Genomic DNA, 12,837 nt, shown 5'->3' with positions numbered 1-12,837 from the left:
TGCTTAGCCTGGCCCGCTGAAAAAACCCGCCGTGGCGGATGCCACGGGCTTGAGCAGCGCCCTGCTTCCGGTTCATATCGCCCCCGGCCCCCGCAGGGCCGGCGGAGGACCTCATGTACAAGCTCTACACCCGTCCCGGCAGCGGCGGCTTCGTTGTCGAGGCGGCCCTGGCGCTGGCCAAGGCGCCGTTCGAGCAGATCGACGTACCGAAATCCGATCGGCCCGATCCCGCTTTCCTCCACATCAGCCCGCTGAACCAGGTGCCGGTGCTGACCTTGCCGGACGGCCGCTCGCTGACCGAATCGGCGGCCATCTGCATCCTGCTCGCCGAACGCCATCCGCGGGCCGGGCTGGCGCCGGCGGCCGATGAACCGGCCCGCGCCGACTTCCTGCGCTGGATGGCGTTCATGTCGTCCGCCCTCTATCCGGCGGTGCTGCGTTTCTACTACGCGCCGCGCTACACGGCCGACGCCGACGGCGCCAAGGCCGTCAAGCAGGCGGCCGTGGCCGAGATGGACCGCGGCTTTGCCGTCGTCGATGCCGCCTTGCACGGCCGCGACTGGCTGGCAGGCGAGGCGATGTCGGTGGCCGATATCTATTTGGCCATGCTGGTGGCCTGGCATCCCGACAGCGGCAAGGCACGCACTGCCTGGCCCGACATCGAACGCCTGTGGGCCAGGCTTCGCGAGCACCCGCTGATGAAGACGCTCAACGCATCGCACGAAATGTGGCCGGGCTGAACAATTCATCGGCAAAGCACCGCGCTCAGGCATTTCAATGCCTGAGCGTCGCGCGTTTTCCCTGCAGGAAGCGGCGTACCGCCGGATCGCTTTCAAGGCCGATCGCACGGTCATAGGCTTCGACCGCCTGCGGCACCTGGCCGAGCCTGGCCAGAAGGCCGGCGCGCGCTGCCCAATAGGGCTGGTAATCATTGAGCCGCTTGTCGTCGCCAAGCACGTACAGCGCCGCCAGCCCCGCCACGGCGCCCTCGGCTTCGGCGATCGCCACCGCGCGGTTGATCGCCACCACGGGCGATCGTGCGATCGAAAGCAACGCGTCGTAGAATTCGCGGATCGCCACCCAGTCGGTCTCGCCGCTCAGCCGCCGCGCCGCGTGAACGGACTGCACGGCCGCCTCGAGCTGGTAGCGGCCGATCACGCCCATGGAGGCGGCGCGGCCGAGCAGGGTTTCCGCCTCGTCGATCAAGGCATGATCCCAAAGCGCATGATCCTGCTCGGCGAGCGGCACATAATCTCCGGACCCATCGCGGCGCGCGGTACGGCGCGCCTCGGCGAACAGCATCAGCGCAAGCAGGCCCAGCGCCTCCGGTTCGTCCGGCAGCAGCGAGGCCACCAGCCTGCCGAGCCAGATCCCTTCGGTGGCCAGGTTCCGGCGCCGCGTCTCTGTGCCCGCCGGGTCGGACCAGCCCTCGGCGAAGGTCGCGTATATGGCCTCCAGCACGGTATCCAGGCGCTCGCCGAGTTCGGCCCGCTCCGGTACGCGGAACGGAATGCCGGCTTCACGGATGCGGGCCTTGGCCCGCACCAGGCGCTGGCCCATTGTCGCCGGCGGAACCAGGAAGGCGGAGGCGATCGTCGCGGCGTCGAAACCAAGCACGGCCTGCAGGATCAGCGGCGCGCGCACGCCAGGTTCGATCGCCGGATGCGCGCAGGCGAACATCAGCCGCAGCCGTTCGTCGGGCAGGTCCTGGTCGGTCATGCACGCCTCCGCCTCCTCGGCAATCAGCTTGAGATGGTCGCGGCCGGCTTCGCTGGTGAGCCGCCGCCGCACCGCGTCGACACGCCGCCGCCTTGCCACGGCAAGCAGCCAGGCTTCCGGCTTTTCCGGCACGCCGGTCTCCGGCCAGCGTTCGAGCGCCGCGGCAAAGGCGTCGGCCAGCGCGTCCTCGGCGGCGGCCACGTCGCGCGTGCGCGCCGCGAGCCAGGCGACCAGCTTGCCGTAGCTTTGCCGGGCGGCGGCCTCGGCGGCTGCCCGGGCAGTCTGCGCGCTGCTGTCCATCACATCGTCATTTCTTGGGCATGTATTCGGCCATTTCCCAAATCGGCCGCAACTCGACCGTGCCTGTGCTGGCCGCCGGGCAGCGCGCGGCCCATTCGATGGCGGTATCGATGTCGGCCGCTTCGATCATGTAGAAGCCGGCAAGCTGCTCCTTGGTGTCCGCATAGGGGCCGTCGATCACGTTGGTCTTGCCGTCGGTGATCCGCACCGAGGTGGTTGCCTGAGTCGGGCGCAGCCTTTCTCCGGCCAGCCACGCGCCGGATTTCTTCAACGCTTCGGTATAGGCGCCATAGGCCGCGCTCATCTGTTGGGCCTTCTCGATCGGCGTGTTCGCCAGTGCGGCTTCGTCGTTGTTGATCAAAAGCATGTATCGCATGGGTCTTCTCCCGTGGTTTCGTAGGCCGCGTCCTTGCGAGCCGGACATATGTCGCGCGGCAAGGGCCGATTTCGACAGGTGCCGGAAAAAATCTTTCGGCCACGGTCGCGTCCCGCGCAAGCCGGAGCTGTTTCCGCATCCATTCAACCGTTCGTCTAATGAATGCAATTGCGGGTTGGCATTTGCGGCCCGCCGTCTAAACTCGGCCGGTTCGCATCGAGGAGGTGGTGCGGCAGCCAATATTTTCAGGGAGGAAACCGGATGTTCCATTTCAGAACGAAGTTCGTTGCAGCCGGCGCAATGGCGCTTTCGCTTGGGCTCGGCATTGCCTCGGCCAGGGCACAGGAATTCATCAACGTGCTGACCGGCGGCACGTCGGGCGTCTACTACCCGCTCGGCGTGGCGCTGTCGGAAATCTACAGCAAGGGCATCGCAGGCGCCCGCACCCAGGTGCAGGCCACCAAGGCTTCGGTCGAGAACCTCAACCTGCTGCAGCAGGGCAAGGGCGAGATCGCCTTCGCGCTCGGCGATTCCGTCAAGATGGCCGCCGAAGGCAATGCCGAGGCCGGCTTCCCCGGCAAGCTCGACAAATTGCGCGGCATCGCCGCCATCTACCCCAACTATATCCAGATCGTCGCCAGCCAGGAATCCGGCATCAAGACGCTGGCCGACCTCAAGGGCAAGAGCCTGTCGGTCGGCGCGCCGGCCTCCGGCACCGAGCTCAACGCGCGTGCCATCTTTGCCGCCGCCGGCCTGAAATACGAGGATCTCGGCCGGGTCGAATACCTGCCCTTCGCCGAATCGGTCGAGCTGATCAAGAACCGCCAGCTCGATGCCACGCTGCAGTCGGCCGGCCTTGGGGTCGCCTCGATCCGCGACCTCGCCACCTCGGTGCCGATCAACGTCGTCGCCGTGCCGGCCGAGGATGTCGCCAAGATCGGCGCGCCCTATCTGTCGGTCGTCATCCCGAAGGGCACCTATGAGGGCCAGGCTGAGGACGTCGCGACCGCCGCCGTCGGCAATTTCCTCGTCACCCGCGCCGATGTCTCCGACGAGACGGCCTACCAGATGACCAAGCTGCTGTTCGAGCATCTCGACCAGCTCGCAGCCGCCCACGCCGCCGCCAAGGCGATCGACCCTGCCAAGGCGCTCGACGGCATGCCGGTGCCGCTGCATCCGGGCGCTGAGCGGTACTACAAGGAGAAGGGGTTGCTGAAGTAGGCGAGGACTATCTGAGATGTCTTCGCGACGCGCCCCCCTCTGTCCTGCCGGACATCTCCCCCTCAAGGGGGGAGATTGGCCGTCGTCACCTCCTTCGCCAACTGCTGACGTTGCTGAAAGAACGCCGACACCGATACTGCCGATCTCCCCCCTTGAGGGGGAGATGCCCGGCAGGGCAGAGGGGGGCGCCTCGCACTGTCATTCGCTCATTTTGGAGTGCGTCGGATGAGCGAAGCAGCCGACGGCAGATCCTCCACCTTCCGTCTCCCCGTCGCCGAAGAGCAGGTCGAAGGCTTGCCGCCGGGCTTTGGCGACGGCATCGCCGGCAAGGCTGCCTTCCTCATCGCCGTCGCCTTTTCCGTGTTCCAGATCTACGTCGCCGCCTATGGCAGCATCCCGAGCCAGGTCGTGCGGGCCATGCATGTCGGTTTCCTGCTGCTGCTCGGCTTTGGCCTGATCGCCAACCTGCGCGCCCGAAGCCTGCCGGCCAAGGCCGTGTTCTGGGCGTTCGGCGTGCTCGGCTTCGGCACCGGCCTCTACAATTGGGTGTTCTACACCGACCTCATCCGCCGCTCCGGTTTCCTCACCACGCCGGATCTTGTCGTCGGCGCGGTGCTGGTGGTGCTGGTCTTCGAGGCGGCCCGGCGGCTGATGGGACTGCCGCTGGCGATCATCGCTTTCATCTTTCTCGCCTATTGTTTCGTCGGCAACCATCTGCCGCCGCCCTTCATCCATCGCGGCTACGATTTCGCCCAGCTCGTCGACACTTTCGCCTACGGCACCGAAGGCATATACGGCACGCCGGTCTATGTCTCGGCCGCCTATATCTTCATCTTCGTCGTCTTCGCCGCCTTCCTCGAACGCGCCGGCATGATCGCGCTGTTCAACGATTTCGCGCTCGGCCTGGTCGGCTCGTGGCGCGGCGGCCCGGCGCAGGTCTGCGTTTTGTCCTCGGCGCTGATGGGCACCATCTCCGGCTCCGGCGTTGCCAATGTCGTGGCCAGCGGCCAGTTCACCATCCCGCTGATGAAGCGCTTCGGCTTCCGCTCGGCCTTCGCCGGCGCCGTCGAGGCGACCTCCTCGATGGGCGGCCAGATCATGCCGCCGGTGATGGGCGCGGTCGCCTTCATCATGGCCGAGACGCTGAACATCCCCTATGCCGAAGTGGTCAAGGCGGCGATCATCCCGGCGCTGCTCTATTTCGGCGCCTGTTTCTGGCAGGTGCATCTGGAAGCCGGCAAGGCCGGCCTGCACGGCATGGCCAAGGCCGAACTGCCCAATCCCTGGGATGCCGTGCGCCAGCACTGGCCGCTGGTGCTGCCGCTGGCGGCCCTCATCTATCTCCTGTTTGCCGGCTACACACCGATCTTCGCCGGCACGATGGGGCTGGCGCTGACCATCGTGCTCATCCTCGGCACCCCACTGGCGGCCCTGATCGGACCGCTCGCCTTCCGCGTCGTCTTCTGGCTGGCGCTCGGGCTTGCCGCCGCCTCGTTCATGCGCTTCGGCGTCAACATACTCGGCCTCGTCATCGCCGCTCTCGTCGTCGCCTGCTTCGCCTTCAAGGGCGGGCGCGAAACGCTGCGGATCTGCGTGGATTCACTTGCCGAAGGGGCTAAGAACGCGCTGCCGGTCGGCATCGCCTGCGCCATCGTCGGCATCGTCATCGGCACGCTGACGCTCACCGGCATCGCCTCCACTTTCATCGGCTGGATCATCTCCATCGGCCAGGACAATCTGTTCCTGTCCCTGGTGCTGACCATGCTCACCTGCCTGGTGCTTGGCATGGGCATCCCGACCATTCCCAACTACATCATCACCTCCTCGCTGGCCGGCCCGGCGCTGCTGTCGCTCGGCGTGCCGCTGGTGGTCAGCCACATGTTCGTCTTCTACTTCGGCATCATGGCCGATCTCACGCCGCCGGTGGCGCTGGCCGCCTTCGCGGCCGCCCCGATGGCCAGGGAAAGCGGCCTCAAGATCGGTATCCAGGCGACCAAGCTTGCCATTGCCGGTTTCGTCGTGCCGTTCATGGCGGTCTACACGCCGGCGCTCATGCTGCAGGATCCAGGCCCGATCGCCGCCCAGTTCGGCTACCCCGTCGAGGTCGCCTACATCGTCGTCAAGGCGTGCATGGGCATCGTGCTGTGGGGCGCCGCCGCCGTCGGCTTCCTTGCCAGGCGCATGGCGTGGTGGGAACGGCTCGTCGCCTTCTGTGCCGGCGTGCTGCTGGTCGCGGCGATCCCGCTCACCGACGAGACGGGCTGGGCATTGTCGTTTGCCTGGATCGGCTGGCACTTCTGGCGCGCGCGGCGGGCGGCGGCCCAAGCATGAGCCTGTGTATCCTTGCCGCCGGCAAGACGGTGACGCTCGCGGCCGCCGCCTTCACCCTGTCCTGGACGCACTCGGTGGAGCGCACGCGCTGGGAGGAGCACTGGAAGGTGATGCCTTCCGGCCTGCAAGTCACCGAGGCGCGCATAAAGGGCTCGGGCGCCGGCATGGAACCACCCGAGGGCGCGGTGCTGCGAGACGGCTGGTGGGCCTATGCGCCGAAGGCCGGGCCGCAGCGAAGCCTTATGCTCGCCGCCTCCGGCGCGACCGGTGATGGTTGGACACTGTGCACAGATCAGGGTTGCCGAGAACTCGGCAAGGTGGCCGGCGGCACGATTGTGCTGGAGCCGTGTGCTCCGGACGGCACGAGCCGGCCGCGGTAGCGCACGATCATCCCGGCTGGAGCCGACGCCGTCGAAGACGGTCAGCGGCTGGGTTGCATCGAAGGGTATTCAGAAGGACGGCTTGGACTGGACCCGACTGGACTGGGGCCGACTGGACTGGGGCCGACTGGACTGGGGCCGACTGGACTGGAGAAGGTCGCTCACGCAGGCCTCGACGGCCTGTGTCTTGAGACATTAAGCCGGCGAAGGCGGTCTCAAAGCCGCGGCGATGTCGCACGCCGCCGATCGGCGAAGGTCGGGCGCTCGGCGCGATAGGTGGTGGCGCGCGACTCGGCGTCAGGCCTGCAGATGCGGCTGTTGTGTCGGCTCTCGAAAGTCATGGTCAGTGCGCGCCCAGCGAGGTGCCGCGACGAGCGCAGGCCGGGCCCGGCCCGCGCATGTAGTAGCGCTCGGGCCGATAGGTCGGCGCGACGAATTCGCGGATGGCTGCGGCATAGCCGATGAGGTGCGTGAGGAAGTTCATTTTACCTGTCCCTGTCCGACTTTCGGGTGTCCCTTCCGAATTGCGGAAATCATAGCGTCGAGGCGTGAATAGTCGGTGAACGCGATGTTAATTTCTGGTCGAAAACCCGTCGCTTCATGGCCGGAATGCGGCTGATTCGGGGTCTTTCCACGCCTTTTGTCGCCATTTCGGCGTGTGTGACTTTTGCATCACATATGTTTCGTTTGGATGTCGCCTGGGTGCGGTTGCGTTTCAGCTTTCGCCCTGGCGGGAGAATTTTCCTTGCTCGCCGCCGCAAGTCCGGAACCCGGCCTGGGACGAGACGTTGATTCTTCGAGCCGGCATGGCCGGCCCATGGGGCCGCCGACCTGCGGCCCCACGCTAACCCGCAACCGCAAGAGCAAAGGAAGGGCCGCAATCATGGGCTTCTTTTCGAAGGACATCAAAACCCTGGACGACCTCTTCGTGCACACGCTGCGCGACATCTATTATGCCGAAAAGCAGATCGAGAAGGCATTGCCGAAGATGATCGACAAGGCGACGGATCCTCAGCTGAAGGCCGGCTTCGAGAAACATCTCGAGCAGACCAAGGGCCATGTCGAGCGCGTCGAGCAGGTGTTCGAACTGCACGGCGTCAAGGCCAAGGAGGTCAACTGCCCGGCCATAGACGGCATCCTCGAGGAAGCCGACGACGTCAGCGGCGACGTCGACGACAAGGAGGTGCTGGATGCGGCGCTGATCGCCTCGGCGCAAGCGGTCGAGCACTATGAGATGACCCGCTATGGCACCTTGATCGCCTGGGCCAAGCAGCTTGGCCGCAGCGACTGCGCCAACGTTCTGGCCAAGAACCTCAAGGAAGAGCAGGCGACGGATCGCAAGCTGACCGAAATAGCGGAAAGCAAGATCAACCTGCAGGCCGCCGAATAGGGGCTGAAAGAGCCGGGGCCGGTGGCAATCGCGCCGGCCTTGGCTCGACCGGATTGGAACCGTTGGGGTCGTCGTCCGTTCCAGCCAGGTCTTTCTCTACAGGAAATCATCATGGCGCCGCGTCCCGCCTGGAGAGGCTATCTGAAGCTTTCGCTGGTCACCTGCGCCATCGAACTGACCAATGTCGTCACCCATGCCGAGAAGGTCTCTTTTCGCATCCTCAACCGCGAGACCGGCAACACGGTGAAGCGGATCTATGTCGACGCCGAAACCGGCAAGCCGCTTGAGGATGGCGACGAGATAAAGGGCTACGAGGACGACGATGGCAAGTTCATCCACATCGAAGAGGACGAGATCGAGGCCATCCAGATCGAGTCCTCGCACACGATGAGCCTCGACGGCTTCGTCGACAAATCCTCCATCGAGCAGATCTATCTCGATACGCCCTATTACGTCGCGCCGGCCGACAAGGTCTCGCAGGACGCTTTCGCCGTCATCCGGGACGCGATGGCCGGCAAGAAGATGGCGGGCCTGGCGCGCATCGTGCTCTATCGGCGCGAACGTCCCGTGGTCATCGAACCGCTCGGCAAGGGCATGGTGCTGACGACGTTGCGCTACGACAACACGATGCGCCAGCCGGACACCGTCTTCGGCGACATCGAATCGGTGAAGACGGATCAGGAGATGACCGATCTGGCCGAGCTCATCATCGACAAGAAGAAAGCGAAGTTCGATCCCTCGAAATTCGAGGACAAGTACGAGGATGCGCTGCTCGAACTGATCCGCGCCAAGAAGGCGGGCCGCAAGGCGCCGAAGGCCAAGGCGGCGCCCAAGCCGTCCAACGTCGTCAATCTTTTCGACGCTCTGAAGAAGAGCCTTTCGTCGGACGGCGGATCGGGCGAACGCCGCGGCAAGGCCTCCGCGAAAGCCAAGCCGGCGGTCAAACGCGGCAAGCCGAAAGAAGCCGCGCCCAAGCGCAAATCGGCGTGAGGACACGTAGCGATGGCCAGCCTCGAACAATATCACGCCAAGCGCGATTTCAGGAAAACCGCCGAACCCTCCGGCAAGGTCGCCCGCGGCAAGAAGAGCGAGGCAGGCGGCATCTTCGTCATCCACAAGCACGCCGCGACCAGGCTGCATTACGACCTGCGCCTCGAACATGCCGGTGTGCTGTGGAGCTGGGCGGTGACGCGCGGGCCCAGCCTCGATCCGCACGAGAAACGGCTCGCCGTGCATGTCGAGGACCATCCGATCGACTATGCGCCGTTCGAGGGCACCATTCCCAAGGGCGAATATGGCGCCGGCTCGGTCATCGTCTGGGACGAGGGCACATGGGTGCCCGAGGGCGATCCGGCCAAGGCGATGAAGAAGGGCCATATCAACTTCGAGCTCAACGGCCACAAGCTGCACGGCCGCTGGCACCTGGTGCGGCTGAGACCGCGCCCCGGAGAGAAGCGCGACAACTGGCTGCTGATCAAGTCGGACGATGGCGCGGCCCGGCCAGGCGAGGATATTCTGGAGGAAGCGCCGAAATCGGTGAAGTCGGGCCTGACGATCGAGGAGGTCGGGGCGGGCAAGGCCGCGAAAGGGGAGAAGGCGAAGGTCTGGCACTCCAACAAACCGGCCGCCGCCCAAGCCAAGGCCGGACACGCAAAGCGCCTCGACTTCATCGAGCCGCAACTGGCCACGCTCGAGCGGGAAGCGCCGCCGGGCGAGGACTGGCTGCATGAGGTGAAGTTCGACGGCTATCGCATGCAGACGCAGATCGCCGGCACGGACGTGCGGCTGCTCACCCGCACCGGCCTCGACTGGACGAAGAAATTCGGCGACGCGATCGTCGCCGAGCTCGCCGGATTGAAATGCAGCGACGCCATCATCGACGGCGAGATCGTGGTGCTGGCCGACAGCGGCGTCTCTTCCTTCGCGCTTTTGCAGGCCGACCTGTCGGCGAAGCGCACGGACCGCTTCATCTACTACGTCTTCGACCTGATGCGGCTGAATGGGCGGGACCTGCGTCGCGAGCCGCTGGTCGAGCGCAAGCAGGCCTTGCAGGAATTGCTGGCCAGCCAGCCGGAGGATTCGGCGGTCCGCTTCAGCGACCATTTCGCCGAGCCCGGCAAGGTGATGCTCGAGCATGCCTGCCGCATGGGACTGGAAGGCGTCGTCTCCAAGCGCGCCGACGCGGTCTACCGCAGCGGGCGCGGGCCGTCCTGGGTGAAGTCGAAATGCACGCTGCGACAGGAGTTCGTCATCGCCGGCTACCTGCCGTCCGACAAGACCGGGCGCGGGCTGCGCTCGCTGCTGCTCGGCTATTTCGAGGCCGGCAAGCTGCACTATGCCGGCCGCGTCGGCACCGGCTTCTCGACCGGCGGCGCCAATGCCCTGAAGAAGAAGCTCGATGCGCTGCAAACGAAGTCGTCGCCCTTCGACAAGGCCGTGCCGAGAGGCAAGGGCCTGGTCTGGGTTAAGCCCGAGCTTGTCGGCGAAGTGGAGTTCCGCAGTTGGACCTCCGACCGTATAGTACGCCACGCCTCGTTCCAGGGGCTGCGCGAAGACAAGCCGGCGGAGGAAGTCGTGCAGGAAAAGCCGAAGGCACCGACAGGTAAAAGCACGGCCCGAGCCAAGCCGGCGCCAAGCGGCGCGACGCCGGCAAGGACGGCAACAACCACGGTGAAGCTGTCCCATCCGGACAAGCTCCTATGGCCCGACGAAAAGATATCCAAGCAGGGGCTGCTCGACCACTACGCGCTGGTGTGGCCGCGCATGAAACAATTCGTGGTCAACCGCCCGCTCAGCCTGGTCAGGGCCCCCGACGGTGTCGGCGGCCAGCGCTTCTTCCAGAAGCATGCCTCGCCAGGCATGCATGACAAGATCGAGAAAACGAGGGATCCCACGGATGGCGAGGAAATCCTGTTTATCCGTGACTTCGACGGCGTCGCGGCACTTGTCCAGCTCGGCGTGGTCGAGATCCACATCTGGGGTTGCACCATCGACGAGCTCGAACGTCCCGACCAGATCGTCTTCGATCTCGACCCCGATGAAGGCGTCGATGTGAAGGCGGTGCGGGCGGCGGCACTCGACATAAGAGGCAAGCTAGACGAGCTGTCGCTGCCCAATTTCGTCAAGACGTCGGGTGGCAAGGGCTTTCATGTCGTCGTGCCGCTGAAACCGTCGGCCAACTGGGAGGAGGTGAAAGGCTTCGCCCATGATTTCGCGCGCGCGCTGGAACAGGGCGCGCCCGACCGCTACACCGCGACGCTGTCGAAGAAGGCGCGCACCGGCAAGATATTCGTCGACTATCTGCGCAATGGCAGCGGCGCGACCACGGTGGCGCCCTACTCGTCGCGGGCCAAGAAGGGTGCCACGGTGTCGATGCCGGTGACCTGGGCCGAGATCGAGGCCGGCCTGCCGCCGAACGCATTCCCCATCGGCGACAAGACGACGCTGAAGCAACTCGCGGAAGCCGATCCGTGGAAGGATTTCTTCAAGAAGGGGAAGGTGTTGAAGCGGGGGTAATCCTGCCCGCATTTGCAGCGCGGCGATCCTTCGCGCCTGTCCCGCCGACGAATCGATGCTGGCAACAGCGCCGATAGCTCAAGCCAAAAACACCTTCTCGAACGCCTGTTTGCCGGGCGGCGAAAAAATCACGGCGCGGCTGTCCTTCTCCCGGCGCGCCCATTTCTCGGTGAGGATCTTGTCGAGGATGGCGGCGCCCAGCGTACCGGCGAGATGCGAGCGCCGTACGCTCCAGTCGAGGCAGGCGCGGCACACCGGCCGCCGGGCCTTCGCCTCCACATCGATCCCTAGCGCCGCGAAATGCGAGGCGGCCGAAGGCGCCAAGCGGATTTCGCCGTGGTCTCGCAGCAGCAGTCTCCGGTCGATGAGGCGGTCGAGCATCGCCACCGCCTGCTCGCCGGCAAGATGATCGTAGCAGACGCGCGCCACGCGCATCGCCCCGTCGCGCGGGCCCGGCCGCACGCGCCTGGGGCCGATGGTTTCGGCGACGCCGGCGATGGCTTCGATCATTTCAGCCACCTGCGGCCCGGCGAGCCCGTAATAGCGATGCCGGCCCTGGCTTGCCACGGTCAGCAGCCCGCCTTCCATCAGTTTCGACAGATGCGAGGAGGCGGTCGGCATCGAGACGCCGGCCTCGAGCGCCAGTTCGCTTGCCGTCAGCGCCGTGCCGCCCATCAGTGCGTTGAGCATGTTGGCGCGGGCCGGGTCGCCGATCAGGCTGGCGATGCGGGCAATGTCGGGTCCTTCGCGCATAGTTTCATCCCTATCGAAGCATTCTCGCCAGATAATCACTATCCTTCGCTGAGCTCAAGGAGCGCTGATGATGCTCCTGACAGGAAACTGCTTAGCACACCGGCGTGGGCGCCGTTTCGACAGAGATCGAATTATCGATGCGACAAATCCAGGGAGACCGGAATGACCATCACCTGCTTCATCCGCTACGAGATCGATCCGTTCGGCAAGGCCGCGTTCGAGGAATATGCCCGCAACTGGGGCCAGGCCATTCCGCGCTGCGGCGCCGACCTGATCGGCTACTACGCGCCGCATGAAGGCTCGGCCACGACCGCCTATGCGGCCTACAACATAGAAAGCCTGGCCGCCTATGAAGCCTATAGGGCCCGGCTTGCCGCCGACCCGGCCGGCAAGGCAAACTACGAATTCGCCCGCCGTGAAAAATTCATCCTCAAGGAGGACCGCATGTTCCTGAAACTGGCGTCCGGCCCGCACGCGAAGCTGGTGCTGCCGTGATCGCCGTCATCTTCGAGGTCGAGCCGGCCGCGGGCAGGCGCGACGCCTATCTGGGCATCGCCGCCCAGTTGCGGCCGCTGCTTGAAGGCATCGATGGCTTCATCTCGGTCGAGCGCTTCCAGAGCCTCGCCAATCCGGACCGCATCCTGTCACTATCGTTCTGGCGCGACGAGGATGCGGTGAAGGCCTGGCGCAACACGCAAGAACACCGGCAGGCGCAGCAGGCCGGGCGCGGCGGCATCTTTGCCGACTACCGCCTGCGCATCGCGCACGTCGTGCGCGATTATGGCTTGAGTGAAAGGCAACAGGCGCCGGTGGATAGCCGGGCCGTGAACGGCTAATCGGCAGGTTCATCC

At 65.5% G+C, this 12,837-nt stretch carries 13 protein-coding genes; 9 read left to right on the top strand and 4 right to left on the bottom strand.

Features of this window, described 5'->3' with window-relative positions; translation table 11 throughout:
* Nucleotides 1–113 precede the first annotated feature (113 nt).
* The gene (locus tag FJ443_RS02010) at nt 114–740 is read left to right on the top strand and encodes a glutathione S-transferase family protein (RefSeq protein WP_140662577.1); all 627 of its coding nucleotides are present in this window, start codon (nt 114–116) and stop codon (nt 738–740) included.
* Between the two features lie 34 nt (nt 741–774).
* Here FJ443_RS02010 and FJ443_RS02005 read toward each other — a convergent pair whose 3' ends face one another.
* Entirely contained in the window at nt 775–2,019 is a 1,245-nt protein-coding gene (locus FJ443_RS02005; RefSeq protein WP_140662575.1) for an RNA polymerase sigma factor, read from the bottom strand.
* A 7-nt stretch (nt 2,020–2,026) separates the two neighbouring features.
* Complete coding sequence (locus tag FJ443_RS02000) at nt 2,027–2,395, bottom strand: YciI family protein (RefSeq protein ID WP_140491798.1); 369 nt, start codon at nt 2,393–2,395, stop codon at nt 2,027–2,029.
* A gap of 261 nt (nt 2,396–2,656) precedes the next feature.
* Here FJ443_RS02000 and FJ443_RS01995 point away from each other — a divergent pair, with 261 nt between their 5' ends.
* The 3 genes from FJ443_RS01995 (at nt 2,657) to FJ443_RS01980 (ending at nt 6,327) form a co-directional block, all read left to right on the top strand.
* Nucleotides 2,657–3,616 carry a TAXI family TRAP transporter solute-binding subunit gene (locus tag FJ443_RS01995; protein WP_140559152.1) on the top strand — a complete coding sequence of 320 codons (960 nt, stop codon included), beginning with the start codon at nt 2,657–2,659 and terminating at the stop codon, nt 3,614–3,616.
* 225 nt (nt 3,617–3,841) lie between these two features.
* On the top strand, nt 3,842–5,947 hold the full coding sequence (locus FJ443_RS01985; protein ID WP_140662573.1) for a TRAP transporter permease: 2,106 nt from the start codon (nt 3,842–3,844) through the stop codon (nt 5,945–5,947).
* Nucleotides 5,944–6,327: a DUF1850 domain-containing protein gene (locus FJ443_RS01980; protein ID WP_140491792.1), complete on the top strand. Its 384-nt coding sequence runs from the start codon at nt 5,944–5,946 to the stop codon at nt 6,325–6,327. The genes FJ443_RS01985 and FJ443_RS01980 overlap by 4 nt, the downstream gene beginning before the upstream one ends.
* A 343-nt stretch (nt 6,328–6,670) precedes the next feature.
* Here the strand turns inward: FJ443_RS01980 and FJ443_RS01975 are convergent, their stop codons facing one another.
* Nucleotides 6,671–6,811, bottom strand: coding sequence for a hypothetical protein (locus tag FJ443_RS01975; protein ID WP_013892047.1), 141 nt, complete (start codon nt 6,809–6,811; stop codon nt 6,671–6,673).
* Nucleotides 6,812–7,210: 399 nt separating this feature from the next.
* Between FJ443_RS01975 and FJ443_RS01970 the strand changes: the two genes are divergently transcribed.
* The 3 genes from FJ443_RS01970 to ligD all read left to right on the top strand — a co-directional run bounded on the left by FJ443_RS01970 (nt 7,211) and on the right by ligD (nt 11,233).
* Nucleotides 7,211–7,717, top strand: coding sequence for a ferritin-like domain-containing protein (locus FJ443_RS01970; RefSeq protein ID WP_140639448.1), 507 nt, complete (start codon nt 7,211–7,213; stop codon nt 7,715–7,717).
* Nucleotides 7,718–7,828: 111 nt separating this feature from the next.
* A complete protein-coding gene (locus FJ443_RS01965; protein WP_140662571.1) occupies nt 7,829–8,707 on the top strand; it encodes a Ku protein in 879 nt (292 codons plus the stop codon).
* 12 nt (nt 8,708–8,719) lie between these two features.
* Nucleotides 8,720–11,233: a DNA ligase D gene (gene ligD, locus FJ443_RS01960; RefSeq protein ID WP_140662569.1), complete on the top strand. Its 2,514-nt coding sequence runs from the start codon at nt 8,720–8,722 to the stop codon at nt 11,231–11,233.
* A 78-nt stretch (nt 11,234–11,311) separates the two neighbouring features.
* Here ligD and FJ443_RS01955 read toward each other — a convergent pair whose 3' ends face one another.
* Entirely contained in the window at nt 11,312–11,986 is a 675-nt protein-coding gene (locus tag FJ443_RS01955; RefSeq protein ID WP_140554711.1) for a winged helix-turn-helix domain-containing protein, read from the bottom strand.
* A 162-nt stretch (nt 11,987–12,148) separates the two neighbouring features.
* Between FJ443_RS01955 and FJ443_RS01950 the strand changes: the two genes are divergently transcribed.
* Together FJ443_RS01950 and FJ443_RS01945 are read left to right on the top strand one after the other, a co-directional pair.
* Nucleotides 12,149–12,481 (top strand): NIPSNAP family protein, encoded by a 333-nt coding sequence (locus FJ443_RS01950; RefSeq protein WP_140491782.1) that lies wholly within the window; start codon nt 12,149–12,151, stop codon nt 12,479–12,481.
* On the top strand, nt 12,478–12,822 hold the full coding sequence (locus FJ443_RS01945) for an antibiotic biosynthesis monooxygenase (protein ID WP_140524410.1): 345 nt from the start codon (nt 12,478–12,480) through the stop codon (nt 12,820–12,822). Before FJ443_RS01950 ends, FJ443_RS01945 begins: the two co-directional genes overlap by 4 nt.
* Nucleotides 12,823–12,837: the final 15 nt, after the last annotated feature.

It is taken from the genome of Mesorhizobium sp. B2-6-1, from assembly GCF_006440475.1.
Lineage (GTDB): Bacteria > Pseudomonadota > Alphaproteobacteria > Rhizobiales > Rhizobiaceae > Mesorhizobium.
This window is presented reverse-complemented; position numbering and strand designations above follow the sequence as displayed.